The following is a 23,568-nucleotide window of genomic DNA, read 5'->3' as shown; positions in this document are numbered from 1 at the left end:
GGCCGGCTGAACCGCCGGGCGTGTCCCGTCAGCGGCGGATGAGCCTGCGGGCCGTGGCCGCGGCGACCGCCGACGTACGGGAGTCGACGCCCAGCTTGGCGTAGATGTGCACCAGGTGGGACTTCACCGTCGCCTGGCTCAGGAACAGCCGCTTGCTGATCCGCAGGTTCGACAGGCCCTCCCCGACCAGCTGGAGCACCTCCAGCTCCCGCCGGGTCAGCGCCTCGGCCGGGGTACGCATCCGGTCCATCAGCCGGTGCGCCACCGAGGGCGCCAGCGCCGAGCGGCCCGCCGCCGCCGTGCGCACCGCGGCCGCCAGCTCCTGCGGCGGCGCGTCCTTGAGCAGATAGCCGCTCGCCCCGGCCTCGACCGCCGCCAGGATGTCCGCGTCGGAGTCGTAGGTGGTGAGGATCAGGACGCGTGGCCCGCCCGCCCCGGCGGTGATCGTCGCCGTGGCCTCCGAGCCGTGCATCCCCGCCCCGAACTGGAGGTCCATCAGCACCACGTCGAAGCCGCCCGCCGCCGCCAGGGCGACGGCCTCCTCAGCGGTGGCGGCCTCACCGGCGACCCGGAAGTCCGGCTCGGTGTCCAGCACCGCGCGCAGCCCCGCCCGGACCACCGGATGGTCGTCCGCGAGCAGCAGCCGGATCGCCTCCCCGCCCCCGTCGTTCATGCCGCACGCTCCGCTTCTTCCGCGACAGGCATCGGCAGGGGGAGCGGCAGTGTGAGGGCCACCGCCGTGCCCTGGCCGGGCGCCGACTCCACGCTCAGCGCACCGCCGAGCGATCCGGCGCGCGCCCGCATCGCCGGCAGCCCGAAGCCGCCGTCGCCGCCCGTGCCCCGCTCGTGGACCGGCGCCCCCGACGGGTCGAAGCCCCGCCCGTCGTCCACGACGTCCAGCGCCACCGAGGTGTCCATGAAACTCAGGGTGATCTCCGCCCGCCCGGCCCCGGCATGGCGCACCGTGTTGGCCAGCGCCGACTGCGCGGTCCGCAGCAGCGCCACCTCGTACGGGGTCGGCAGCTCCACCGGGGTGCCGCTCACCGCGAACCGTACGGTCAGCTCCGGCGCGGTGCTCCGGGCGCAGAGCCGCTCCAGCGCCGCGGCCAGCGAACCGTGCTCCAGGTCCGGCGGCGTCAGCGCCCGTACGAAGGAACGGGCCTCGGCGAGATTCGCCTGCGCCGCCTCACGGGCGGCCCGCACATGCCCGGCGGCCGGGGCGTCCTCGGGCAGCGAGCGCTCGGCGGCGCGCAGCAGCAACTGGATGCTGGACAGCCCCTGGGCCAGCGTGTCGTGGATCTCCCGGGCCAGCCGCTCCCGCTCGGCGAGCGTCCCGGCGGTACGCTCCGCCTCGGCCAGGTCCGCCCGGGTGGCGACCAGCTCCACGATCAGCTCCCGCCGCCGTTCGCTCTCCCGGAACAGGGCGTCGTACCCGAGGACGGTGGCGACGGCGACCGCCGCGCCGATCAGCGGCCCGATGAACGCGCCGGGCTCGATCGCCTGCCGGTGCACGACGAAACTCGTGATCGCCGCGGCCGCGGTGACCACCACGGCGGGCAGCGCCCAGCGCATCGGCAGGAAGTGCAGCTGGAGGAAGTAGAGCGGGAAGGCCACCCACAGGGCGTCCGGCGACAGCACCAGCAGCACGGCCCACAGCGCCCACAACCCGGCCAGCCACAGCGCCCCCGCCCGGCTTCCGGGCTGCACAGAGGCTCCTGGCTGTACGGAGGCTCCTGGCTGTGCAGAGGTGCGCGGTTGTACGGAGGCTCCCGGTTGTACGGCGTTTCCCGGCTGTACGGGCTGTACCGGCTGTACGGCGTTTCCCGGCTGTACGGAGGAGGGGCGCGCCGCCCCTGCCGCGTACAGCACCGCCGTCAGCAGCGTCACGGCCACGACCGCCACCGTGTCCGGTGCGTCCTCGCTCACCGCGCGGACCACCACCAGGGCCAGCAGCCCCGCCAGCAGCGCGTGCAGACAGAGCCGCAGGGCAGCCGTGACGTGGGTGTGCGAGCGCGAATCCATGGTCCGTCCAGCGTAGCCGCGGCCTTTCGGCCCCCGGTCAATCGAAAGGTTGATCCCGGGCCCGTCCGCCGCGCGATGTTTTCCCGCCCGCGCCGGACGACGCTGAAGCCATGTTCGTCGCATGGAGAGACCTTCGCTTCGCCAAGGGCCGGTTCGCGCTCATGGGCTCGGTCGTGGTGCTGATCACGCTGCTCGTGGGCCTGCTGTCCGGCCTCACCGCCGGGCTGGCCCGGGAGAACACCTCGGCCGTCACCGGGCTCGACGCCGACCACCTGGCCTTCGCCGCGCCCCCGGACGGGCAGACGGAGTCGTTCGCCGACTCGACCGTCCGGGAGGAGAACTGGCGGGCCTGGGCCGGACGGCCCGGGGTCGAGGCCGCGCAGCCGGTCGGCATCCGGACCCTGAACGCCACCGCCGGTGAGCGGAGCGCCGCCGTCTCCGCCTTCGGCGTCGAACCGGACGGCACGCTCGGGCCGGACGGGATCGGGCCGGGGCGGGTCGTGCTCTCCGCGAAGGCTGCCCAGGAGCTGGACGCCGCCACCGGCGACCGGATCGCGCTCGGCCGGACCGAACGCCAGGTCGCCGCCGTCGCCACCGACGCCTCGTACAGCCACACGCCCGTCGTCTGGACCACCCTCGACGACTGGCAGCAGATCGGCCACGACGGCGCCGGGCCCGCCGAACAGGCGACCGTGATCGCCCTGACCACCACCGGCGGTGTCGATCTCGCGGCGGGGGACGAGGCGGCGGGCACCAGCACGCTCACCCTCGACGACTCCCTCACCGCGATCGGCTCCTACCAGGCGGAGAACGGCTCCCTGCAACTCATGCGCGGCTTCCTCTTCGTGATCTCGGCGCTCGTCATCGGCGCGTTCTTCACCGTCTGGACGATCCAGCGCAGCGGCGACGTCGCCGTACTGAAGGCGCTCGGCGCGTCGACCCCGTACCTCCTGCGCGACGCCCTCGGGCAGGCCGTGGTGGTGCTCGTCCTCGGTACGGGAGTGGGCGCCGCCCTCGCCGCCGGGGCCGGGGCCCTGATCGGCGGGGGAGCGGTGCCGTTCGTCCTGGACGCGGCGACCGTCCTCGTCCCGGCCGCCGTGATGATCGCCCTCGGCGCGCTCGGGGCCGCCCTGTCCGTCCGGCGGATCACCGCCGTCGACCCGCTCACCGCACTCGGGAGTGCCCGATGACGCTCACCCTGACCGACGTCACCCTCACCTACCCCGACGGGGACGGCCGGCTCACCGCCCTGGACCGGATCTCGCTGGACGTGCCTCCGGGCACGCTCACCGCCGTCGTCGGGCCGTCCGGCTCGGGCAAGTCCAGCCTGCTCGCGGCCGCCGCCACCCTGGTCACCCCGGACTCCGGCGAGGTCGTGGTGGCCGGGACGCCGACCGCCGGGCTGAGCCGCGCGGGGCGGGCGGCGCTGCGCCGGGACCACATCGGCATCGTCTTCCAGCAGCCCAACCTGCTGCCCTCGCTGACCGCCGCCGAACAGCTCCAGGTGATGCGCCACCTGCCCGGCGGATCCGCCCGCAGCGCCCGCCGCCGGGCCCTGGAGCTGCTGGACGCGGTCGGTCTGGCCGACCGCGCCGACCGGCGGCCGCATCAGCTCTCGGGCGGTCAGCGCCAGCGGATCAACATCGCGCGGGCCCTGATGAACGATCCGGCGGTCCTGCTCGTCGACGAGCCGACCAGCGCGCTCGACCACGTACGCGGCGCGGCCGTGCTCGACCTGCTGGTCACCCTGACCCGGGAGCGCGCCACCGCCACGGTGCTGGTCACCCACGACCTGGCGCACCTGGACCGGATGGACCGCACGGTGACGATGGACGACGGGCGGCTGACGGTGCCGGCCGGGGTGTGAAACGCCCGAGCGAGGTCAGCCCCCGTTCGTCCCACTGCTCGCCAGGGCCTCCGACAGTTCACCCGCGACCTGCTGGAGGATCGGCACGATCCGCTCCGTGGCCGACTCCGTGACGCGTCCCGCCGGGCCCGAGATGGAGATCGCAGCCGACGTGGGGGAGTTGGGCACGGAGACCGCGAGGCACCGCACCCCGATCTCCTGCTCGTTGTCGTCCACGGCGTATCCGGCGCGGCGCACCAGCTCCAGGGCGTCGAGGAAGCCCTCCGGCGTCGTGATCGTCTTCTCCGTGGCGGCCGGCATGCCGGTACGGGCCAGGAGCGCGCGGACCTCGTCGGCGGGGGTGTGCGCGAGGAGCGCCTTGCCCACGCCGGTGGAGTGCGGCAGGACACGCCGGCCGACCTCGGTGAACATTCGCATGGAGTGCTTGGACGGCACCTGGGCGACGTACACGATCTCGTCGCCGTCCAGCAGCGCCATGTTCGCCGTCTCGCCGGTCTCCTCCACCAGCCGGCTGAGGTAGGGGCGGGCCCAGGTGCCCAGCAGCCGGGACGCGGACTCGCCGAGCCGGATCAGCCGGGGGCCCAGCGCGTAACGGCGGTTGGGCTGCTGGCGTACATAACCGCAGACCACCAGGGTGCGCATCAGCCGGTGGATGGTCGGCAGGGGTAGACCGCTGCTCGCGGACAGCTCGCTCAGCCCGACCTCGCCCCCGGCGTCGGCCATCCGCTCCAGCAGATCGAAGGCGCGCTCAAGGGACTGCACCCCGCCGCTGGGACCGGCGGGCTTGGAGTCGGCTGTGCTGGCGTGGGACGGCGGCACGTGGGCGATCCTTTCGAAGCGGAAGGCAAGGCAGCAGCCTACCGGGCGGTTCCCGAGCGGCCCATAGCTCCCCTGTCGGCGTCCGTGCCGGTCAGGGCCTGGTTTGTCCGGGTGCCGACGGTCGGTTCGGACGGCTCGGCGCCGCCCCTCCTGGCCCATGCTACGTTCCGCAGTTCGAAATATGACTTTTACTTTGTGGAAACCTCCAGTCGGGACTCCGGTCCGTCTCCGGTCCGTCTCCGGTCGGCCTCCAGCCGGCCTTCGGTCGGGACGGCAGGGCTGGCCCGCCGGCCCCCGCTGCCGGAAGGTGGGTCTTGACGAGGGCGATTCCCGAGTGAAGACTCCATCCGAGCTTCAACAGTTCGTTGAATTTCTGAGCTCGTTGAATGCCTGTTGTGATCATTTTGGAGTGAAGGAGCACGGGTGTCCGGTGTGGACGTGAACCTGGTACTGCGCTCGACGCGCGTCGTCACCCCCGAGGGCACCCGCCCGGCGGCGGTCGCCGTCGCGGGCGGGACGATCGACGCGGTCCTGCCGTACGACGCCGAGGTGCCCGCCGGCGCCCGCCTGGAGGATTTCGGCGACGATGTCCTGCTGCCCGGCCTGGTCGACACCCACGTCCATGTGAACGACCCCGGCCGCACCGAGTGGGAGGGCTTCTGGACCGCCACCCGCGCGGCGGCGGCAGGCGGCATCACCACCCTCCTGGACATGCCGCTCAACTCCCTCCCGCCGACCACCACCGTCGAGAACCTGCGGACCAAGCAGCAGGTCGCCGCCCCCAAGGCGCACGTCGACACCGGCTTCTGGGGCGGCGCGCTCCCCTCCAACGTCAAGGACCTGCGCCCGCTGTACGACGCCGGGGTCTTCGGCTTCAAGTGCTTCCTGTCGCCCTCCGGCGTCGAGGAGTTCCCGGAGCTGGACCAGGAGCAACTGGCCCGTTCCATGGCGGAGATCGCCGGGTTCGGCGGACTGCTCATCGTCCACGCCGAGGACCCGCACCACCTGGCCGACGCCCCGCAGCGCTCCGGCCCCGCCTACGCGGACTTCCTCGCCTCCCGCCCGCGCGACGCCGAGAACACCGCGATCGAGGGGCTCATCGCCCACGCCAAGCGGCTGAACGCCCGCGTCCACGTCCTGCACCTCTCCTCCAGCGACGCGCTGCCGCTGATCGCCGCCGCCAAGCGCGAGGGCGTCCGGGTCACCGTCGAGTCCTGCCCGCACTTCCTCACCCTGACCGCCGAGGAAGTCCCGGACGGGGCAACCGAGTTCAAGTGCTGCCCGCCGATCCGCGAGGCCGCCAACCAGGACACCCTGTGGGCCGGGCTCGCCGACGGCATCATCGACTGCATCGTCAGCGACCACTCGCCCTGCACCACGGATCTCAAGACCCCGGACTTCGCCTCCGCCTGGGGCGGCATCTCCTCCCTCCAGCTCGGCCTGCCCGCCATCTGGACCGAGGCCCGCAAGCGCGGCCACTCCCTCGACGACGTCGCCCGCTGGATGTCCGCCGCCCCCGCCGAGCTGGCCGGCCTGAGCCGCAAGGGCGCCATCGAGGCCGGCCGTGACGCCGACTTCGCGGTCCTCGCGCCCGAGGCGACCTTCACCGTCGACCCGGCCGAGCTCTTCCACCGCAACCAGGTCACCGCCTACGCCGGGAAGACCCTGCACGGCGTGGTCCGCTCCAGCTGGCTGCGCGGCGTCCGCATCGCCTCCGACGGCGTCCTCGCCGAGCCCACCGGCCGCCTCCTGGAACGGGACCGCTGACCGGGCCCCACCGGCCTCCCCCGACCGGGCCCGCTGAACCGGCCTCATCGGCTCCCCCCGACCGGGACCGCTGACCGGCCCCACCGGCCCCCTCCGCGAACGCGACCACCGACCGTGCCCGAAAGGACCCCCTGACCATGACGGACGCCTCGATACCCCGCTTCACCGGCGACGCCAGCCCTTACGGCGGCGGCGACCCGTACGCCGACCACCGCACCGCCGACTTCCCCTTCACCCACCTCGTCGACCTCGCCGACCGCCGCCTCGGCGCGGGCGTGATCGCCGCCAACGACGAGTTCTTCGCCGAGCGCGAGAACCTCCTGATCCGCGAGCGCGCCGTCTTCGACCCCGAGCACTTCGGGCACAAGGGCAAGATCATGGACGGCTGGGAGACCCGCCGCCGACGCGGCGTCAGCGCCGCCGAGCCGCACCCCACCGCCGACGACCACGACTGGGCCCTCGTCCGCCTCGGCGCGCCCGGCGTCATCCGGGGCATCGTCCTGGACACCGCCCACTTCCGCGGCAACTACCCGCAGGCCGTCTCCGTCGAGGCCGTCTTGCTGCCCGGCTCCCCGTCCCCCGAGGACCTCCTCGCCCCCGACGTGAAGTGGACGACGCTCGTCCCCCGTACGGCGGTCGGCGGCCACGCGGCCAACGGGTTCGCCGTCGACGCCGAGCAGCGCTTCACCCACCTGCGGGTCAACCAGCACCCGGACGGCGGGATCGCCCGGCTGCGCGTGTACGGAGAGGTCGCCCCCGACCCCGCCTGGCTCGGCGCGCTCGGTACGTTCGACCTCGCCGCCCTGGAGAACGGCGGCCAGGTCGAGGACGCCTCCGACCGCTTCTACTCCCCGGCCACCAACACCATCCAGCCCGGCCGCTCCCGCAAGATGGACGACGGCTGGGAGACCCGCCGCCGGCGCGACAAGGGCAACGACTGGATCAGCTACCGGCTCGCCGCCCAGTCCGGGATCCGGGCCGTCGAGATCGACACCGCCTACCTCAAGGGCAACTCCGCGGGCTGGGCGAGCCTTTCCGTACGGGACGGCGAGGGCGGCGACTGGACGGAGGTCCTGCCCCGGACCCGCCTCCAGCCCGACACCAACCACCGCTTCGTCCTGGACGGCACCGTCCGGGCCACCCACGTACGGGTCGACATCTTCCCGGACGGCGGCATCTCCCGGCTCCGGCTGTACGGATCGCTCACCGACGAAGGCGCCGCCGCCCTGGCGGCCCGTCACCGGGAGCTCGGCGGCTGACCGACGAACGGCACGGCACGGGCGGCACCGCGGTCGCAGGGGGATCGCGGTGTGCCCGGCCGGTCCCGTTACGTGAGGGTGTGTCACCCTGGTCGTGGTGTGGGGAGCGGGCCCTCGGGGCAGGCGGACCGCACCTTCGGTGTTTTCGACCTTCCGACGCCCTGACCAGGAGCCCTCCATGATCTTCATCGCCGTCAAGTTCACCGCCCTCGTCCACGAGCGCGACAACTGGCTGCCCCGCCTCGAGGACTTCACCGTCGCCACCCGCAGCGAGCCCGGCAACGTCTTCTTCGACTGGTCCTACAGCGTGGAGAACCCCAACGAGTTCGTCCTGCTGGAGGCCTTCGCCGACGGGGCGGCGGGGGAGGCGCACGTGAACTCCGACCACTTCAAGGCGGCGATCGAGACGATGTCGGAGATGGTCGCCGAGGTACCGGAGATCATCAACGTCGAGGTGGAGGGCACCGGCTGGTCGCGGATGGCGGAGGTCACCCCGCGCAACCGCTGACCCGGGAGCCCCGCCAGGGCCTGTCGTCCGAACCCTGCCGCGACAGGCTCTGGAACTCCCCGGGCACACCCGGGAACTCTCCGGGCACACCCTGGAACTCCTCGGGTACGCCCTGGAAGTGCTCGGGTACGCCCTAGAACTCCTCGTGGGACTCCGGGTCGCCGCCGAACCGCCGCTGCCTACCGGACGCGATCGTCGTCAACTCCTGCGCTGTCAGCTCGAATCCGAACAGATCGAAGTTCTCGCGCTGCCGCCCCGGGTCCGCCGACTTCGGGATCGGCACCGCGCCCATCTGCGTGTGCCAGCGCAGCACCACCTGGCCGGGGGTCACCCCGTGATCCTGGGCGATCGCCACGGTCGAGGGGTCCTCCAGCACCTCGCGGCCCCGGGCCAGCGGGCTCCAGCTCTCCGTGACGATGCCCTTCGCCGCGTGCACCGCCCGCAGCTCCTCCTGCGGAAGCAGCGGATGCATCTCGATCTGGTTCACCGAGGGCAGCACGCCCGTCTCCCGCTCCAGCCGCTCCAGGTGCGCGGCGGTGAAGTTGGAGACGCCGATGGAGCGGACCAGACCGTCCTCGCGGAGCCTGATCATCGCCTTCCAGGTGTCCACGTACTTGTCGACCCGGGGAAGCGGCCAGTGGATCAGGTAGAGGTCGACGTACTCGACGCCGAGGCGGGCCCGTGACTCCTCGAAGGAGGCGAGCGTCTCCTCGTACCCGTGGTGCCGGCCGGGCACCTTCGTGGTGACGACGAGCTCCTCGCGGGGGACGCCGCTGCGGGCGATGCCCCGGCCGGTGCCGGTCTCGTTGCCGTAGTTGAGGGCCGTGTCGACCAGCCGGTAGCCCAGCTCCAGGGCCCCGGCGACGGCCTCCTCGGCCGCCGCGTCGTCCAGCGGGTAGGTGCCGAGTCCCACCGCGGGGAGCCGTGTGCCGTCGTTGAGCGTGTGAACCGGTGTGCCGGACATGTGCTGGTTCCGTCCTTCCCGCCGCTGCCCCGTCCCGGCCAGCGTAGGGGCGCGGCAGGCCCGGGGCGCGCGCCCCGGGCCGTGTCGCACGCGCCGGGCGGTGTCGCACGCCCCGGGCGTGCGCCTTGGGGGCGGCGGACCGCCGGAGCCTCCCGGGTCGTGTCGCTCAGGCCGCGTGGCCGCCGTCGACGACGATCTCCGTGCCGGTGATGAACCCTGCCTCCACGCTCACCAGATACGCGACGAGCGAGGCGACCTCCTCCGTCGTCCCGAAGCGGCCGAGCGCGGTCGCCGTGCGCTGGCCCTCGGCGAACGGCCCGTCCGCCGGGTTGAGATCGGTGTCGACGGGGCCGGGCTGGATCAGGTTCACCGTGATGCCGCGCGGCCCCAGCTCCCGGGCGAGCGGCTTGGTCAGCCCGACCAGGGCGGACTTGCTGAGCCCGTAGAGGGCGGAGCCGGGCCCGCCCACGTACCGGCTCAGGGCGGAGCCCACCGAGACGATGCGGCCACCGTCCGCCAGCCGCTCCGCCGCCGCCCGGCAGGCGAGGAAGACCGCCCGCACGTTCACCGCCAGCGTCCGGTCCACCTCCTCACCGGGCAGCTCCGCGATCGGGCCGAGGACGCCGATGCCCGCGTTGTTGACCAGGATGTCGAGCCGGCCGAGCTCGTCCGCCGCCCGGTGCACGGCGTCGGCGGCCGCGTCGGCGTCCCCCGCGTCGCAGCGCAGGGCGACGCCCCGGCGGCCGAAGCCCTCGATCTTCGCGACGACCGCACGGGCCGCCGCCTCGTCCCGTACATAGGTGACGGCGACGTCCGCGCCGTCCTGGGCGAGCCGAAGCGCGGTCGCCGCGCCGATGCCCCGGCCGCCCCCGGTGACCAGGGCGGCCCGGCCCGCAGGACCGGAGGGGACGGTGGTGGACGGGGGCAGGGTGCTGGACATGGCGGGTTCCTCGCTGATCGGGATCGCCGTCGCTCCGACGGCACCTCCCAGCAAACGCGCGCCGGGGCCCGCACACCGGCGGGTATCGGACGCCCACGGCAGCCCGGGGCCGCCTACCGTAAGGGCAGCAGCCCCGGGTCCGTCGCCGCCGCCCGCAGCCGGTCCAGGATGGCGCGCGCCGCCTTGTCGTAGCCGAGGTTGTTGTTCTGGAGCACCGACTCGGCGTTGGCCAGCTCCAGCAGGGCGATCACCTCGAAGGCCAGCTGGCACACGTCGGTGTCCCGGGCCAGCTCCCCGGCGGACCTGGCCTCCTCGATCGTCTCCTCCACGAAGGTGACCCAGCCCGTCTGCGCGGACGCCAGGGCGTCGTGCACCCGGCCGCTGCGGGCGTCGAACTCGGCGGTGGCGGCGTAGAAGAAGCAGCCGCCCCGGAACACCCGCTCGCGGGAGTAGGCGATCCACGCCTCGCACAGCCGCCAGACCCGCCCGAGCCCCGGTGGCACCGACCGGGTGGGGCGCAGCACATGGTCGACATAGACCGCCACCGCCCCCCGCACGGTGGCCAGTTGGAGCCCCTCCTTCGAGCCGAAGAGGGCGAACACCCCGCTCTTGCTCAGCCCCAGCTCGGTGGCGAGCCGCCCCAGCGACAGGCCCTCAAGACCTTCGACCGAGGCGATCTGCACCGCCCGCCCCAGAATCAACTGCCGGGTCTGGTTCCCCCGCTCGACCCGCCCGTCCACCCTTACCGACGCCATGTGACCACTCCGTGCCTCAGCGTTATCGAGGCGTCAGTCTAGGGAGCGGCGGGAGATGCCCGGGAACGATCCGACCGTTGAGACAGGTGTTCCCTTACTCAGAACCCGGCGGGTAGCGTGATCACTCCGCGTGCGAGCCGGTGAGGTCTCCACATCACGTTCCGTGGAGAATCCGGGGGAACCACGTGTCCGCTGCCGTCGTGCCCGCCCCGGGGAGCATCTCCCCGCGGCGCGCCTGGGTCACCGACCTGCCCGTGCTCGCCGTCGCCGTCGTCTGGGGCGCGAGCTACCTCGCGGCCAAGGGCATCACCACCACCCACACCGTCGTCGCCGTACTCGTCCTGCGCTTCGCGATCGTGCTGCCGGTGCTCGTGGCGACGGGATGGCGCAAGCTGCGGGCGCTGACCGGCGCGCAGTGGCGGGGCGCCGGAGTGCTGGGCCTGGTGCTGAGCGGGATCTTCCTGCTGGAGACGTACGGGGTGGTGCACACCTCCGCCACCAACGCCGGGCTGATCATCAGCCTCACCATGATCTTCACGCCGCTGGCCGAGGCCGCCGTGACCCGCGTCCGCCCGTCGGCCGGATTCGTCGCGGCGGCCGGGCTCTCCGTCGCCGGGGTCGTCCTGCTGACCCAGGGCGGCGGGTTCACCAGCCCCTCGGGCGGCGACCTCCTGATGCTCCTCGCCGCCCTCGCCCGTACGGTCCACGTCCTGGCCATGGCCCGGATCAAGGCGGTACGGGACGCCGACTCGCTCTCCCTGACCACCGTCCAGCTCGGCAGCGCGGTCGCCGTCTTCGCCGTGCTCGCCGCCGTCCCCGGCACCGGCGCCTCGCCGTGGAGCACGGCCGCGGACTTCGGCGCCCGGGAGTGGGCGGGCCTGGTCTTCCTCTCGGTGTTCTGCACGCTGTTCGCGTTCTTCGTGCAGATGTGGTCCGTACGCCGCACCTCACCGTCCCGGGTCAGCCTGCTGCTCGGTACGGAACCGCTGTGGGCCGCCGCCGTCGGCATCAGCCTCGGCGGGGAGCGGCTAGGCGCCCTGGGGGTGGCCGGGGCTGTGCTCGTCCTGGCGGGAACCGCGTGGGGGCGGCGCGCCGCCTCAGGGAGTGTCCGGGTCAGGTCTTGATCGAATCCGCCGCGACCATCACGGCGGCCCCCGCCACGATCAGCACGATGTTCACGAACAGCGTGCGGTCGCTGAGGAAGTCGATGTGCCGCACCAGCGTCCAGAACCGGAACCAGCCCGTCCACTCGTACAGCAGCCCGCCCACGCCCTGGATGAAGACGAGGAACCCGATCGTCTCGACGATTTTCTTCATGGGCCGAGCCTCCCGTCCGGCCCGGACCCGCCGCGTCGGCCACCGGTTCCGTCCGCCGCGCCGAAAGTAGCGCAGGGTGCGACTTTGGTAGCTCCCGCGCCGCTCGGAGCCCTATCGGGCCCTCCGGCTGCGTAACTTTGTCGACATGACGCGCACCGAGTACCGCTGGCTGCTTCCGTCGGCGATGGCCGACCCCGAGCTGCCGGACGACCGGGTCCGGACGCGGCGGACCGTCCGGGACTGGGCCGTCGACATCACGGCCTTCCTCATCGCCGCGGGCATCGGCCTGCTCGCCCTCGGCACGATCGAGGCCGACGACACCACGGCCGACGTCGTCGTCTTCGTGGACTCGATCGTCGGCGCGCTGGCCTGTTGCGCCCTCTGGCTCCGGCGCCGCTGGCCCGTCGCACTCGCCGTCGCCCTGACCGTCCTGTCGGTCGTCGAGCCCGTGGCCGCCGGTGCCCTGCTGGTCGCCCTCTTCAGCCTGGCCGTCCACCGCCCGTTCAAGCCGGTCGCGGTCGTCGGGGCGCTCGCACTGGCCCTGGTGCCGGTGCAACCGCTCCTGCGCCCCGACCCGGAGACCTCCTTCCTCGCCTCGGTCGTCTTCGGCGTGCTGCTGATCCTCCTGGTGATCAGCTGGGGCATGGCCGTACGTTCCCGGCGCCAGCTCGTCGTCAGCCTCCGCGAACGGGCCCGCCGCGCCGAGGCCGAGGCGGAACTGCGCGCCGAACAGGCCCAGCGCCTTGCCCGGGAGGCCATCGCCCGCGAGATGCACGACGTCCTGGCCCACCGGCTGACCCTGCTCAGCGTGCACGCCGGGGCCCTCGAATTCCGGCCCGACGCCCCTGCCGCCGAGGTCGGCCGGGCCGCCGGAGTCATCCGGGACAGCGCCCACGAGGCCCTCCAGGACCTCCGCGAGATCATCGGCGTCCTGCGCGGACCCGGCGACACCGACGAGGCGCACCGGCCGCAGCCCACCCTCGCCACCCTGGACGCCCTCGTCGCCGAGTCCCGGCTCGCGGGCATGAAGGTCGCCGTCGACAACCGGGTCACCGCCGCCGGGGACGCCCCCGCCGCTACCGGCCGCACGGTCTACCGGATCGCCCAGGAGGCCTTGACCAACGCCCGTAAGCACGCGCCCGGCACCGAGGTCTCCCTCACCGTGACGGGCGGCCCCGGCGAGGGCCTCACCGTGGAGGTGGAGAACCCCGCTCCCACCGAACCCTTCGAACGGGTTCCGGGCTCGGGCCAGGGACTCATCGGCCTCACCGAACGCGCCACCCTCGCCGGGGGAGAGCTGGAACACGGCCCGACGAAGAACGGCGGCTTCTCGGTCCGGGCCCGACTGCCGTGGCCCGCCGCGTGACGGGGGCCGTACGGGATCGGGTGACGCCCGCTGTACGGGTGGGCGCGGTACGGGAGCGGGTGAAGCGGTCCGTACGGGAGCGGGTGAAGCGGTCCGTACGGGAGCGGGTGAAGCGGTCCATACGGGAACCGGTGACGCGCTCCGTACAGGATCGGGTGAAGCCGTCCGCACGGGGACGATCGACGCCCGCCGTACCGGCGCCGCGCACCGGCTGGCTACGGTGGCCGTCATGAACACCCCGGCGTCCCCGACACCCCCGGCCTCCCCCGCGCCTCCGCCCGGACCGCCGGTCCGGCTGCTGATCGTCGACGACGACCCGCTGGTCCGGGCAGGGCTGACGCTGATGCTCGGCGGCGACGAGGGCATCGACATCGTGGGGGAGGGCGCGGACGGCCAGGAGGCCGAGGAACTGGTCGAACGGCTGCGCCCCGACGTCGTCCTGATGGACATCCGGATGCCGGTCATGGACGGACTCACCGCGACCGAGCGGCTGCGGCGCCGGCCCGACGCCCCCGAAGTCGTCGTCCTCACCACCTTCCACGCCGACGAACAGGTCCTGCGGGCCATCCGGGCCGGGGCGGCGGGATTCGTCCTGAAAGACACCCCGCCCGCCCGGATCGTCGACTCGGTCCGCCGGGTCGCCGCCGGGGATCCGGTGCTCTCGCCCGCCGTCACCCGCCAGTTGATGGCCCGCGCCGCAGGCGGCGGGCACGACGACCGGGGCGGCCGCGCCGAGCGCGCACGCAGGCGTTTCGGCCAACTCGCCGAACGGGAGAGGGAAGTCGCCGTCGCCGTCGGACGCGGCGGCTCCAACGCGGAGATCGCGGGCTCCCTCTACCTCAGCGTCGCCACCGTCAAGACCCACGTCTCACGGATTCTCGCCAAACTCGAACTCAACAACCGCGTACAGATCGCCCTGTTGGTCCATGACGCGGGACTCCTCGACACGGACCAGGAGGACGGCGGCGGCCTACGCTGAGCGGAGCACGCGAGGGCTGCCCGGCGCGCTGTGAGGGCACGTCCGGATCACCCGCCCTCCCTGTCCGCCGCAACTCCTACCGGAGGGAACCGCGTTGACCGCCCAGCCCCTGGTCGATCTCGCCGCGCTCGGCGAGCAGTTCACCCGCGACCCCTCCCGCTGCGCCGCTGGCCCGTATCGAGGCCAGGATCGCGATCCGGTCACTGCTGGAGCGCTGCCCGGACCTCCGGCTGACCGCCGACCCGGCGACGCTCGCCTGGCGTGCCGGGATGCTGATGCGGGGGCCGCTGAGCCTTCCGGTCGCCTGGTAGCGAGTGGTTTCCGGCAGCTCAGCCGCCGGGGATCTCGGTCATCGCCACCGGACGGCGTTCCCGGCGGGAGACCTCGCACGCCTCGGCGATCCGCAGGGCGTGCAGGGCCTCCCGCCCGTCGCACGGGTTGGCCAGCTCGCCGCGGACCACGCGCAGGAACGCGTCCAGCTCCGCCTCGTACGCCGGGGCGAACCGTTCCAGGAAGCCCGGCCAGGGCTTCGCCGGGGCGCCGGGACCGCCCGGCTCGGCCGAGGTCAGCGGCGTACGGTCGTCCAGGCCGACGGCGATCTGGTCCAGCTCGCCGGCCAGCTCCATCCGTACGTCGTACCCGGCGCCGTTGCACCGGGTCGCGGTGGCGGTGGCGAGCGTCCCGTCGTCGAGGGTGAGCAGGGCGGCGGCCGTGTCCACGTCCCCGGCCTCCCGGAACATCGCGGGCCCGGTGTCCGAGCCGGTGGCGTACACCTCGCTCACCTCGCGGCCGGTCACCCAGCGCAGGATGTCGAAGTCGTGGACCAGGCAGTCGCGGTACAGCCCGCCGGAGAGCGGGAGGTAGGCGGCGGGCGGCGGCGTGGGGTCGGAGGTGACCGCCCGCACGGTGTGCAGCCGGCCGAGCCTCCCCTCCCGTACGGCGGCCCTGGCCTCGCCGTACCCGGCGTCGAAGCGCCGCATGAAGCCGAGCTGGAGCAGGCTCCCCGCCGCCTCGACCTCGGCCAGCGCGGCGAGCGTGCCGGGCAGGTCCAGGGCGATCGGCTTCTCGCAGAAGACCGGCAGCCCGGTGCGGGCGGCCCGGGCGATGAGCCCGGCGTGGGCGGCGGTCGCCGAACAGATCACGACGGCGTCGGGCAGCCCCTGGGCCTCGCCCGCCCCGGTGAACAGATCGTCCACCGTGACCGCCGTCCCCCCGGTCCGCAGGGCGGCCGCGGCGGCCCGCTCCGGGTCCGCGTCCGCCAGCAGCAGGGCGTCCACGGCGGGATGACGGCTCAGCACCTCCGCATGGAATGTGCCGATCCGTCCCGTTCCGATCAGTCCGATGCGCATGGGCCCAAGGTGGCGTTCGCCCGGTCACCATGTCAAGCGTTTGTCCTGACAAACGCCATGCCATGGCTATGTCCGGACAAGCGAACTACGCTCGCCCCGTGACCGCACATGGAACCGACCGGCCGCTGCCGCTGAGCGTGGACCGCACCAGCCCGGTGCCGCTCTACTTCCAGCTGGCGCAGCAGTTGGAAGCCGCCGTGGAGCAGGGCCGGCTGGCTCCCGGCGCCCTGCTCGGGAACGAGATCGACCTCGCCGCCCGCCTCGGCCTGTCGCGGCCGACCGTCCGCCAGGCCATCCAGTCGCTGGTGGACAAGGGGCTGATGGTGCGGCGGAGGGGGGTCGGCACCCAGGTCGTCCACAGCCAGGTCCGCCGCCCGCTGGAGCTCAGCTCGCTCTACGACGACCTGGAGGCGGCCGGGCAGCGGCCCGCCACCACGGTCCTGCGCAACACCACGGAACCGGCCACCGCCGAGGTCGCCGCGGCGCTCGGCGTCGTCGAGGGCAGCGAGGTCCACCTCGTGGAACGGCTGCGCAGCGCGCACGGCGAGCCGATGGCCCTCCTGCGCAACCATCTGCCGCCGGGGCTGCTGCCCCTGCGCACCGAGGAGCTGGAGGCGACGGGCCTCTACCGGCTGATGCGGGCGTCCGGCATCACGCTGCACAGCGCCCGACAGTCAGTGGGCGCGCGCGCCGCGACGACGGGGGAGGCCGACGCCCTGGACGAGGAGCCGGGGGCGCCGCTGCTCACGATGGAGCGGACGACGTACGACGACACGGGGCGGGTGGTCGAGTTCGGCGCCCACGTCTACCGGGCGGCGCGGTACGCGTTCGAGTTCCAGCTCCTGATACGCCCGTAGCCGTCACGACCGGGCCCACCCGATGAAGCCCGTCCGGGCTTGAAGACGGGCTTGAAAGGGGCGCGGGGCCGCCCAGACCCGCCGGACGGACTTGACGGGCGGGGCGAAGAGGTCCGGGCACACGGGTTGCGCTCGACGCCCCCCGTGCCCCAGGCTCCGTGTCCGTCGGCCGACCCGCACAAGCGTTCCGTCCGTGAACGCCGGACGGGCGGGGCCGCGGGCGGGCCCGGGCAGGGCTCGGGGATACTTGGCAGCCGGCCCGGGGCCGTACACACCCCGGCCCGGGCAACCGCACAGCGAGCAGCAGCAGAAGGGCACGGCGTCGTGGCAAGGGTTCGGACAGGGGTACGCGCGATGGGCGCCGTGCTGGCAGTGGTGCTGGCAGCCGCGGGATGCAGCAGCACCGGCGGCAAGCGGGCGGAAGAACGCGCGGCCGAGGCCGCCGAGGGGCGGGCCGCGGTGAACACCCCGCGCTGGACCTTCGCCATGGTCACCCACTCGGGCGACGGCGACACCTTCTGGGACATCGTCCAGAAGGGCGCCGAGCAGGCCGCCGTCAAGGACAACATCAACTTCCTCTACTCGCACAACGACGAGGCCAACCAGCAGGCCCAGCTCGTCCAGACCGCGATCGACAAGAAGGTCGACGGGCTGATCGTCTCGCTGGCCAAGCCCGACGCGATGAAGGCCGTCGTCGCCAAGGCCGTCAAGGCGGGCATCCCGGTCGTCACCGTGAACTCCGGCTCCGCCGAGTCGAAGGAGTTCGGGGCGCTCACCCACATCGGCCAGGACGAGACCATCGCCGGTGAGGCCGTGGGCGACGAGCTGAACGGCCGGGACCGCAAGAAGGTCCTGTGCGTCCTGCACGAGCAGGGCAACGTGGGCCACGAGCAGCGCTGCGCCGGCGCGAAGAAGACCTTCGACGGCACGATGCAGAACCTGTACGTCGACGGCACCAACATGCCCGACGTCACCGCGTCCATCGAGGCCAAGCTCCAGTCCGACAAGAGCATCGACGCGGTCGTCACCCTCGGCGCCCCCTTCGCCGACGCGGCCGTCCAGGCCAAGCAGACCGCGGGCAGCGACGCCGAGATCGACACCTTCGACCTGAACGCCAAGGTCGCCACCGGCCTCCAGGACGACAAGCTCGGCTTCGCCGTCGACCAGCAGCCCTACCTCCAGGGCTACCAGGCCGTCGACCTGCTCTGGCTCTACCGCTACAACCGCAACGTCCTCGGCGGCGGCCTCCCCGTCCTCACCGGCCCGCAGGTGATCACCAAGGACGACGCCGACGCGCTCGCCGACTACACCAAGCGGGGCACCCGATGAGCGGCTCCACCGCCGCGCCCGACCGGCTGGACGAACGCCTCGTGCGCACCTCACCGCTGCGCAAGCTGCTCGGCCGCCCCGAGCTGGGCTCGGTCGTCGGCGCGGCAGCCGTCTTCCTGTTCTTCGCGATCGTCGCCGACAGCTTCCTCCAGGCCTCCAGCTTCGGCACCGTGCTGTACGCGGCCTCGGTCCTCGGCATCATGGCGGCCCCGGTCGCCCTGCTGATGATCGGCGGCGAGTTCGACCTCTCCGCCGGCGTCATGGTGACCAGCTCCGCGCTGATCTCGTCGATGTTCAGCTACCAGATGACCGCCAACGTCTGGGTCGGCGTCCTCGTCTCGCTGTTGGTCACGCTCGCCATCGGCGCGTTCAACGGCTTCATGCTGACCCGCACCAAACTGCCCAGCTTCATCATCACGCTCGGCACGTTCCTGATGCTGACCGGCCTGAACCTCGGCTTCACCAAGCTCATCAGCGGCACCGTCTCCACCAAGGCCATCGGTGACATGGAGGGCTTCGACTCGGCGCACGCCCTGTTCGCCTCGACGCTGACCGTGGGCAGCGTCGAGTTCAAGGTGACCATCCTGTGGTGGATCGCCCTGGTCGCCATCGCCACCTGGATCCTGCTCCGTACCCGCTTCGGCAACTGGATCTTCGCCGTCGGCGGCGAGGCCGACGCCGCCCGCGCGGTCGGCGTCCCCGTCATCCGCACCAAGATCGGGCTCTACCTCGGCGTCGCCTTCGCCGCCTGGATCTCCGGCCAGCACCTGCTGTTCAGCTACGACGTCGTCCAGTCCGGCGAGGGCGTCGGCAACGAGCTGACGTACATCATCGCGGCCGTCATCGGCGGCTGCCTGATCACCGGCGGCTACGGCTCCGCGATCGGCTCGGCGGTTGGCGCCTTCATCTTCGGCATGACCAGCAAGGGCATCGTCTACGCCGAGTGGAACCCGGACTGGTTCAAATTCTTCCTGGGAGCGATGCTGCTCCTGGCCACCCTGCTCAACGCGTGGGTGCGCAAGCGCGCGGAGGCGACGTCATGACGGCCACCCCTGAAGAGACCGCGGGACCGCTCGTCGAGCTGGACGACGTGTCCAAGTTCTACGGCAACATCAAGGCCCTGGAACACGTCTCGCTTGAGGTCCACGCGGGCGAGATCACCTGCGTCCTCGGCGACAACGGCGCAGGCAAGTCCACCCTCATCAAGATCATCGCTGGGCTGCACCGGCACGACGCCGGACGCTTCCTGATCGACGGCGAGGAGACCACCCTCGCCAACCCGCGCGACGCCCTGGACCGGGGCATCGCCACCGTCTACCAGGACCTCGCCGTCGTCCCGCTGATGCCGGTCTGGCGGAACTTCTTCCTCGGCTCCGAGCCCACGACCGGCGTCGGCCCCTTCAAGCGCCTCGACGTCCGCAGGATGCGGGAGACGACCCGTACGGAACTGCTCCGCATGGGCATCGACCTGCGCGACGTCGACCAGCCCATCGGCACCCTGTCCGGCGGCGAGCGCCAGTGCGTGGCCATCGCCCGCGCCGTCTACTTCGGCGCCAAGGTCCTCGTCCTGGACGAGCCGACCGCCGCACTCGGCGTCAAGCAGTCCGGCGTGGTCCTCAAGTACGTGGCGGCCGCCCGCGACGCCGGGCTCGGCGTGGTCCTCATCACCCACAACCCGCACCACGCCCACCTCGTCGGCGACCGGTTCATCCTCCTCAAGCGCGGCGTGATGTCCGGCAGCCACACCAAGGACGACGTCACGCTCGACGAGCTGACCCGGCAGATGGCGGGCGGCGGCGAGCTGGAGGAGCTCAGCCACGAGCTGGAGCGCACCCCGACGCCCACCCTCCCGGGCGGCCTCGGCACGAAGGGCGAGGCCCCCTGAGTCCCGACCGCCCCGGCGCGGCCGACCCCGCCCACCGGACCACCGGGGCCGGGCAGTGGCAGAATCGAGCGCGGCGGGCGCCGTCCGCCGCCGGCCGCGACAGCGGCCCGGCCCCTCAGACCCCGCAGGGACGATGAGCACGTACCGCGACTTCGCCCACCGCGGCTCCGCCCGCGCCACCGTCCTCAAGACGGTCGGCACCAAGGAACGCCGCTCGCACCTGTCCGCGCCCCGCGTCCCCACGGTCGGGATCGACATCGGCGGTACGAAGGTGATGGCGGGCGTCGTCGACGCCGACGGCAACATCCTGGAGAAGATCCGCACCGAGACGCCCGACAAGTCCAAGAGCCCCAAGGTCGTCGAGGACACCATCGTCGAACTGGTCCTGGACCTCTCCGACCGCCACGACGTCCACGCGGTGGGCATCGGGGCGGCCGGCTGGGTGGACGCCGACCGCTCCAAGGTCCTGTTCGCCCCGCACCTCGCCTGGCGCGACGAGCCCCTGCGCGACGCGATCGCCTCCCGCCTCGTCGTCCCCGTCATGGTCGACAACGACGCCAACACCGCCGCCTGGGCGGAATGGCGCTTCGGCGCGGGGCGCGGCGAGGACCACCTCGTCATGATCACCCTCGGTACGGGGATCGGCGGCGCGATCCTGGAGGACGGCCAGGTCAAGCGCGGCAAGTACGGGGTCGCCGGTGAGTTCGGCCACATGCAGGTCGTGCCCTCGGGCCACCGCTGCCCCTGCGGCAACCGGGGCTGCTGGGAGCAGTACAGCTCCGGCAACGCACTCGTCCGGGAGGCCAGGGAACTGGCCGCCGCCGACTCCCCGGTCGCCCACTACCTGCTGGACCGGGTGAAGGGGAACATCCCCGACATCACCGGGCCCCTCATCACCGAACTGGCCCGCGAGGGCGATGCGATGTGCATCGAACTCCTCCAGGACATCGGCCAGTGGCTCGGCATCGGCATCGCCAACCTGGCCGCCGCGCTCGACCCCTCCTGCTTCGTCATCGGAGGCGGTGTCAGCGCCGCCGACGACCTCCTGATCAACCCCGCCCGCGACGCCTTCAAGCGCCACCTCACCGGCCGCGGCTACCGCCCCGAGGCGAGGATCGCGAAGGCGCAGCTCGGCCCCGAGGCGGGTATGGTCGGCGCCGCGGACCTGGCGCGGCTGGTCGCCCGCCGATTCCGCCGGGCCAACCGGCGGCGCGTCGAGCGGTACGAGCGGTACGCCCAGATCTACGACCAGGCGGCGAGCACCATCCGCAACACGCGGTCCACCCGGACCGGCGACTGAACCGCGGGCGCCTTTTCCGGCGTCCACCCTTCAGTACGCCTGTTCCGTACCTCTTTCTGAGCACGCCGTCGCCGCAGCACCTTAGGGACCACCTGATCATGATCGCAGCCGAGCACCCCGTGGTGCCGCACCAGTCGGACTCTCCGGGCGACGGCGAGGGCAAGCCGCCCGAGGATCCCCGGCATGTGTTCAAGCGGCGCTTCATCACCGCCACGATCATCGTGCTGCTGATCGGCATCCCGGCCGGCTACCTGCTGATCTCGGCCGGCCAGAGCCGCCGCTCGGGCATGGACAAGGAGACCGAGGCGGCCGCCCAGGGGCTGCGCGAGGGCTGGCCCTCCAAGATGCAGCGCCGGATCTTCGAGATCCCGATTCCCGGCAACGGGCAGGGTGTGCAGTATTACGAGACGAACAACTGGAAAGCCAGTCGGATGTACGCCAAGTTCCGGACGACCTCCGCCGGTCTCGACCGCTTCCTGACCGGGGTGGGCACCGGGCGCGCGGCACTGGAACCGGAGAAGATCACGATCAGCCCGCGGGACATCAAGATCACCGGCTGGTCCTTCGGCCCGGGCGAGCACTGGGCAGGCACCACGCACAGCAACAAGAAGCCGCGCCCCACCCAGAACATCACGGTCAACATGACCGATCCGGCCAGTCCTGTCGTGTATGTCGTATCGGCGGCGACCCCCTGACTCTCCCCTGGGTGGGGCGGTCGTGAGCCCAGGCCCCCGAGGGGCCGAGAACCGGCCGCTCGTCCTCGGCTCGTCTCAAAGATGTCCTGCGAAGGACTGCCCCGGACCGCGATGATGATCGCCATGCCCGAAGTTCTGGAGATCCTCGCCCTTGCCTGTACCGGTCTGTACGCCGGGTACATGATCGCTTTCATGTCGGGTGTCATGCCCGCGCTCAAAGAGGTGGACGACGCGTCGTTCACCCTGGTCATGCGGGTGGTGAACCGCAAGGTTCCCGGCCCGCTCTTCCTGCTGCTCTTCCTCGGGTCGCTCGCGTTCCCGGCGGCCTCGTTCTTCGTCGAGCCGGACGGCAGGGCCGCCGTCGACACCACCCTGGTGGGCGTCGCGGCCGTGTGCGCTCTGGTGGGACACCTGATCACCTCGGGTGGCAACGTCCCGCTGAACAACGCGCTGGAGGCGTCGAAGGGGCGGGGCGGCGACCGGGCTGCCCGCACCGCCTTCGAGGGCCGGTGGGCCGCTCTGCACGTCCTGCGCACCCTGTGCGCGACCGCCGCCTTCGTCCTGGTCGCGCTGGCTGTCACCGGCTGAGCGGGCGCCGACTGTCGCCGCGCTGCGACGTGATGCCTACGTGAAGCTTCACGGAATGAGACGATGGCGAATGAAACTGAGCCTGTGAGCTATTCACCGTCTGCACTCCGGAGACTTTAATGAAGTCATGAGCACTAACGGACAGAACACAGAGCCCATCCTCGTCATCGGCGGCACCGGCAAGACCGGGCGGCGCGTCGTCGAGCGTCTGGAGACGCTCGGCCGCCCGACCCGCGTCGGCTCGCGCTCCAGCGAGACCCCCTTCGTCTGGGAGGACGAGAACACCTGGGAGGCCGCTCTCGACGGAGTCTCCGCGGTCTACGTCACCTACTACCCGGACCTGGCGTTCCCCGGCGCCAAGGAGGCCATCGGACGGTTCGCCTCCGTCGCGGTGCAGCGGGGTGTCAAGCGCCTCGTGCTGCTCTCCGGTCGGGGCGAGGAAGGGGCGGTCGCGAGCGAGGACGCGCTCAAGGCGTCCGGTTGCGACTGGACCGTCGTCCGCTGCAACTGGTTCAACCAGAACTTCAGCGAGAGCTTCTTCCTCGACCCGGTTCTCGCCGGTGAGCTGGCGCTGCCGACCGGTGACGCCGTCGAGCCCTTCGTGGACGCCGACGACATCGCCGACGTGGCGGTCGCCGCGCTCACCGACGACCGCCACATCGGCAAGACGTACGAGCTCTCCGGCCCGCGGCTGCTGAGCTTCCACGACGTGGCCCGCGAGCTGTCGGCCGCCACCGGCCGGACCATCGCCTACATCCCGGTCAGCGTCGACGACTACCGTGCGGCGCTGCGGCAGCTGGGCGAGCCGGAGGAGTTCGCGGACCTCTTCACGCTGATCGTGGACGGCCGGAACGCGAGCGTGGTGCACGGTGTCCGCGAAGCCCTCGGGCGGGAGCCCAAGGATTTCGCGGACTACGCCAAGGAAGCGGCCGCGGCCGGCGCCTGGAACGTCTGACCGCTCCTTTTCGAGCAGTGGTGGTCCGCGGAACCGGGAATCCGGAC

24 protein-coding genes and 1 pseudogene are annotated in these 23,568 nt (G+C 72.4%); 17 read left to right on the top strand and 8 right to left on the bottom strand.

Going from position 1 to position 23,568, the window contains the following annotated elements; genetic code table 11:
* Nucleotides 1–28: 28 nt before the first annotated feature.
* Both JS521_RS11350 and JS521_RS11345 read right to left on the bottom strand, forming a co-directional pair.
* Nucleotides 29–673, bottom strand: coding sequence for a response regulator (locus JS521_RS11350; protein ID WP_205082605.1), 645 nt, complete (start codon nt 671–673; stop codon nt 29–31).
* Nucleotides 670–2,022: a histidine kinase gene (locus tag JS521_RS11345; protein WP_205082604.1), complete on the bottom strand. Its 1,353-nt coding sequence runs from the start codon at nt 2,020–2,022 to the stop codon at nt 670–672. The genes JS521_RS11350 and JS521_RS11345 overlap by 4 nt, the downstream gene beginning before the upstream one ends.
* 110 nt (nt 2,023–2,132) lie before the next feature.
* Here JS521_RS11345 and JS521_RS11340 point away from each other — a divergent pair, with 110 nt between their 5' ends.
* Entirely contained in the window at nt 2,133–3,212 is a 1,080-nt protein-coding gene (locus JS521_RS11340) for an ABC transporter permease (protein ID WP_205082603.1), read from the top strand.
* Nucleotides 3,209–3,889 carry an ABC transporter ATP-binding protein gene (locus JS521_RS11335; RefSeq protein ID WP_205082602.1) on the top strand — a complete coding sequence of 227 codons (681 nt, stop codon included), beginning with the start codon at nt 3,209–3,211 and terminating at the stop codon, nt 3,887–3,889. The genes JS521_RS11340 and JS521_RS11335 overlap by 4 nt, the downstream gene beginning before the upstream one ends.
* Nucleotides 3,890–3,904: 15 nt before the next feature.
* On the opposite strand, the gene JS521_RS11330 is transcribed toward JS521_RS11335, so the two are convergent.
* Nucleotides 3,905–4,708 (bottom strand): IclR family transcriptional regulator, encoded by an 804-nt coding sequence (locus JS521_RS11330; protein ID WP_205082601.1) that lies wholly within the window; start codon nt 4,706–4,708, stop codon nt 3,905–3,907.
* Nucleotides 4,709–5,131: 423 nt separating this feature from the next.
* Between JS521_RS11330 and allB the strand changes: the two genes are divergently transcribed.
* The 3 genes from allB (at nt 5,132) to JS521_RS11315 (ending at nt 8,242) form a co-directional block, all read left to right on the top strand.
* Nucleotides 5,132–6,475, top strand: coding sequence for an allantoinase AllB (allB, locus tag JS521_RS11325; protein ID WP_205082600.1), 1,344 nt, complete (start codon nt 5,132–5,134; stop codon nt 6,473–6,475).
* Nucleotides 6,476–6,612: 137 nt separating this feature from the next.
* On the top strand, nt 6,613–7,734 hold the full coding sequence (gene alc, locus JS521_RS11320) for an allantoicase (RefSeq protein ID WP_205082599.1): 1,122 nt from the start codon (nt 6,613–6,615) through the stop codon (nt 7,732–7,734).
* Nucleotides 7,735–7,912: 178 nt separating this feature from the next.
* The gene (locus JS521_RS11315) at nt 7,913–8,242 is read left to right on the top strand and encodes a putative quinol monooxygenase (RefSeq protein WP_205082598.1); all 330 of its coding nucleotides are present in this window, start codon (nt 7,913–7,915) and stop codon (nt 8,240–8,242) included.
* A gap of 133 nt (nt 8,243–8,375) precedes the next feature.
* On the opposite strand, the gene JS521_RS11310 is transcribed toward JS521_RS11315, so the two are convergent.
* From JS521_RS11310 to JS521_RS11300, 3 genes are all read right to left on the bottom strand, one after another.
* Nucleotides 8,376–9,206, bottom strand: coding sequence for an aldo/keto reductase (locus tag JS521_RS11310; RefSeq protein ID WP_205082597.1), 831 nt, complete (start codon nt 9,204–9,206; stop codon nt 8,376–8,378).
* 166 nt (nt 9,207–9,372) lie between these two features.
* Entirely contained in the window at nt 9,373–10,146 is a 774-nt protein-coding gene (locus JS521_RS11305; RefSeq protein WP_205082596.1) for an SDR family NAD(P)-dependent oxidoreductase, read from the bottom strand.
* Between the two features lie 113 nt (nt 10,147–10,259).
* Nucleotides 10,260–10,901 (bottom strand): TetR/AcrR family transcriptional regulator, encoded by a 642-nt coding sequence (locus tag JS521_RS11300; RefSeq protein WP_205082595.1) that lies wholly within the window; start codon nt 10,899–10,901, stop codon nt 10,260–10,262.
* A gap of 185 nt (nt 10,902–11,086) precedes the next feature.
* Here JS521_RS11300 and JS521_RS11295 point away from each other — a divergent pair, with 185 nt between their 5' ends.
* Complete coding sequence (locus JS521_RS11295) at nt 11,087–12,025, top strand: DMT family transporter (protein ID WP_205082594.1); 939 nt, start codon at nt 11,087–11,089, stop codon at nt 12,023–12,025.
* On the opposite strand, the gene JS521_RS11290 is transcribed toward JS521_RS11295, so the two are convergent.
* Nucleotides 12,015–12,218 (bottom strand): hypothetical protein, encoded by a 204-nt coding sequence (locus tag JS521_RS11290; protein ID WP_205082593.1) that lies wholly within the window; start codon nt 12,216–12,218, stop codon nt 12,015–12,017. The two genes, JS521_RS11295 and JS521_RS11290, sit on opposite strands and share 11 nt — an antisense overlap.
* 145 nt (nt 12,219–12,363) lie before the next feature.
* On the opposite strand from JS521_RS11290, the gene JS521_RS11285 reads away from it, so the two are divergent.
* The 3 genes and pseudogenes from JS521_RS11285 to JS521_RS36585 all read left to right on the top strand — a co-directional run.
* The gene (locus tag JS521_RS11285; RefSeq protein WP_205082592.1) at nt 12,364–13,584 is read left to right on the top strand and encodes a sensor histidine kinase; all 1,221 of its coding nucleotides are present in this window, start codon (nt 12,364–12,366) and stop codon (nt 13,582–13,584) included.
* A 229-nt stretch (nt 13,585–13,813) separates the two neighbouring features.
* Nucleotides 13,814–14,563, top strand: a complete 750-nt coding sequence (locus tag JS521_RS11280) for a response regulator transcription factor (protein ID WP_205082591.1) — start codon at nt 13,814–13,816, stop codon at nt 14,561–14,563.
* A 161-nt stretch (nt 14,564–14,724) separates the two neighbouring features.
* A pseudogene (locus tag JS521_RS36585) lies at nt 14,725–14,874 on the top strand (cytochrome P450); the annotation flags it as partial.
* Between the two features lie 18 nt (nt 14,875–14,892).
* On the opposite strand, the gene JS521_RS11275 reads toward JS521_RS36585, so the two are convergent.
* Entirely contained in the window at nt 14,893–15,912 is a 1,020-nt protein-coding gene (locus JS521_RS11275; RefSeq protein ID WP_205082590.1) for a Gfo/Idh/MocA family protein, read from the bottom strand.
* A 98-nt stretch (nt 15,913–16,010) separates the two neighbouring features.
* On the opposite strand from JS521_RS11275, the gene JS521_RS11270 reads away from it, so the two are divergent.
* From JS521_RS11270 to JS521_RS11235, 8 genes are all read left to right on the top strand, one after another.
* The gene (locus tag JS521_RS11270) at nt 16,011–16,769 is read left to right on the top strand and encodes a GntR family transcriptional regulator (protein WP_205082589.1); all 759 of its coding nucleotides are present in this window, start codon (nt 16,011–16,013) and stop codon (nt 16,767–16,769) included.
* 324 nt (nt 16,770–17,093) lie between these two features.
* Nucleotides 17,094–18,098, top strand: coding sequence for a sugar ABC transporter substrate-binding protein (locus tag JS521_RS11265; RefSeq protein ID WP_443732177.1), 1,005 nt, complete (start codon nt 17,094–17,096; stop codon nt 18,096–18,098).
* On the top strand, nt 18,095–19,141 hold the full coding sequence (locus JS521_RS11260; protein WP_205082587.1) for an ABC transporter permease: 1,047 nt from the start codon (nt 18,095–18,097) through the stop codon (nt 19,139–19,141). Before JS521_RS11265 ends, JS521_RS11260 begins: the two co-directional genes overlap by 4 nt.
* The gene (locus JS521_RS11255) at nt 19,138–19,983 is read left to right on the top strand and encodes an ATP-binding cassette domain-containing protein (protein WP_205082586.1); all 846 of its coding nucleotides are present in this window, start codon (nt 19,138–19,140) and stop codon (nt 19,981–19,983) included. Before JS521_RS11260 ends, JS521_RS11255 begins: the two co-directional genes overlap by 4 nt.
* 133 nt (nt 19,984–20,116) lie before the next feature.
* Nucleotides 20,117–21,283: an ROK family glucokinase gene (locus JS521_RS11250; protein WP_205082585.1), complete on the top strand. Its 1,167-nt coding sequence runs from the start codon at nt 20,117–20,119 to the stop codon at nt 21,281–21,283.
* A 98-nt stretch (nt 21,284–21,381) separates the two neighbouring features.
* Nucleotides 21,382–21,978, top strand: a complete 597-nt coding sequence (locus JS521_RS11245) for a hypothetical protein (protein WP_205082584.1) — start codon at nt 21,382–21,384, stop codon at nt 21,976–21,978.
* Nucleotides 21,979–22,059: 81 nt separating this feature from the next.
* Nucleotides 22,060–22,566, top strand: coding sequence for an anthrone oxygenase family protein (locus tag JS521_RS11240; RefSeq protein ID WP_307847844.1), 507 nt, complete (start codon nt 22,060–22,062; stop codon nt 22,564–22,566).
* Between the two features lie 127 nt (nt 22,567–22,693).
* A complete protein-coding gene (locus JS521_RS11235; protein WP_205082583.1) occupies nt 22,694–23,521 on the top strand; it encodes an NmrA family NAD(P)-binding protein in 828 nt (275 codons plus the stop codon).
* Nucleotides 23,522–23,568 lie beyond the last annotated feature (47 nt).

It is taken from the genome of Streptomyces durocortorensis, from assembly GCF_016901035.1.
GTDB lineage: Bacteria > Actinomycetota > Actinomycetes > Streptomycetales > Streptomycetaceae > Streptomyces > Streptomyces durocortorensis.
Note: the sequence above shows the minus strand (reverse complement) of the source record. Positions and strands in the feature narration are given on the sequence as shown.

Bases quoted from the DNA above. Each gene is read 5' to 3' on its own strand.
- JS521_RS11350 (WP_205082605.1), bottom strand. From the start codon at position 673: ATGAACGACGGGGGCGGGGAGGCGATCCGGCTGCTGCTCGCGGACGAC.
- JS521_RS11345 (WP_205082604.1), bottom strand. From the start codon at position 2,022: ATGGATTCGCGCTCGCACACCCACGTCACGGCTGCCCTGCGGCTCTGT.
- JS521_RS11340 (WP_205082603.1), top strand. From the start codon at position 2,133: ATGTTCGTCGCATGGAGAGACCTTCGCTTCGCCAAGGGCCGGTTCGCG.
- JS521_RS11335 (WP_205082602.1), top strand. From the start codon at position 3,209: ATGACGCTCACCCTGACCGACGTCACCCTCACCTACCCCGACGGGGAC.
- alc (WP_205082599.1), top strand. From the start codon at position 6,613: ATGACGGACGCCTCGATACCCCGCTTCACCGGCGACGCCAGCCCTTAC.
- JS521_RS11315 (WP_205082598.1), top strand. From the start codon at position 7,913: ATGATCTTCATCGCCGTCAAGTTCACCGCCCTCGTCCACGAGCGCGAC.
- JS521_RS11310 (WP_205082597.1), bottom strand. From the start codon at position 9,206: ATGTCCGGCACACCGGTTCACACGCTCAACGACGGCACACGGCTCCCC.
- JS521_RS11305 (WP_205082596.1), bottom strand. From the start codon at position 10,146: ATGTCCAGCACCCTGCCCCCGTCCACCACCGTCCCCTCCGGTCCTGCG.
- JS521_RS11300 (WP_205082595.1), bottom strand. From the start codon at position 10,901: ATGGCGTCGGTAAGGGTGGACGGGCGGGTCGAGCGGGGGAACCAGACC.
- JS521_RS11290 (WP_205082593.1), bottom strand. From the start codon at position 12,218: ATGAAGAAAATCGTCGAGACGATCGGGTTCCTCGTCTTCATCCAGGGC.
- JS521_RS11285 (WP_205082592.1), top strand. From the start codon at position 12,364: ATGACGCGCACCGAGTACCGCTGGCTGCTTCCGTCGGCGATGGCCGAC.
- JS521_RS11280 (WP_205082591.1), top strand. From the start codon at position 13,814: ATGAACACCCCGGCGTCCCCGACACCCCCGGCCTCCCCCGCGCCTCCG.
- JS521_RS11275 (WP_205082590.1), bottom strand. From the start codon at position 15,912: ATGCGCATCGGACTGATCGGAACGGGACGGATCGGCACATTCCATGCG.
- JS521_RS11260 (WP_205082587.1), top strand. From the start codon at position 18,095: ATGAGCGGCTCCACCGCCGCGCCCGACCGGCTGGACGAACGCCTCGTG.
- JS521_RS11255 (WP_205082586.1), top strand. From the start codon at position 19,138: ATGACGGCCACCCCTGAAGAGACCGCGGGACCGCTCGTCGAGCTGGAC.
- JS521_RS11250 (WP_205082585.1), top strand. From the start codon at position 20,117: ATGAGCACGTACCGCGACTTCGCCCACCGCGGCTCCGCCCGCGCCACC.
- JS521_RS11245 (WP_205082584.1), top strand. From the start codon at position 21,382: ATGATCGCAGCCGAGCACCCCGTGGTGCCGCACCAGTCGGACTCTCCG.
- JS521_RS11240 (WP_307847844.1), top strand. From the start codon at position 22,060: ATGTCCTGCGAAGGACTGCCCCGGACCGCGATGATGATCGCCATGCCC.
- JS521_RS11235 (WP_205082583.1), top strand. From the start codon at position 22,694: ATGAGCACTAACGGACAGAACACAGAGCCCATCCTCGTCATCGGCGGC.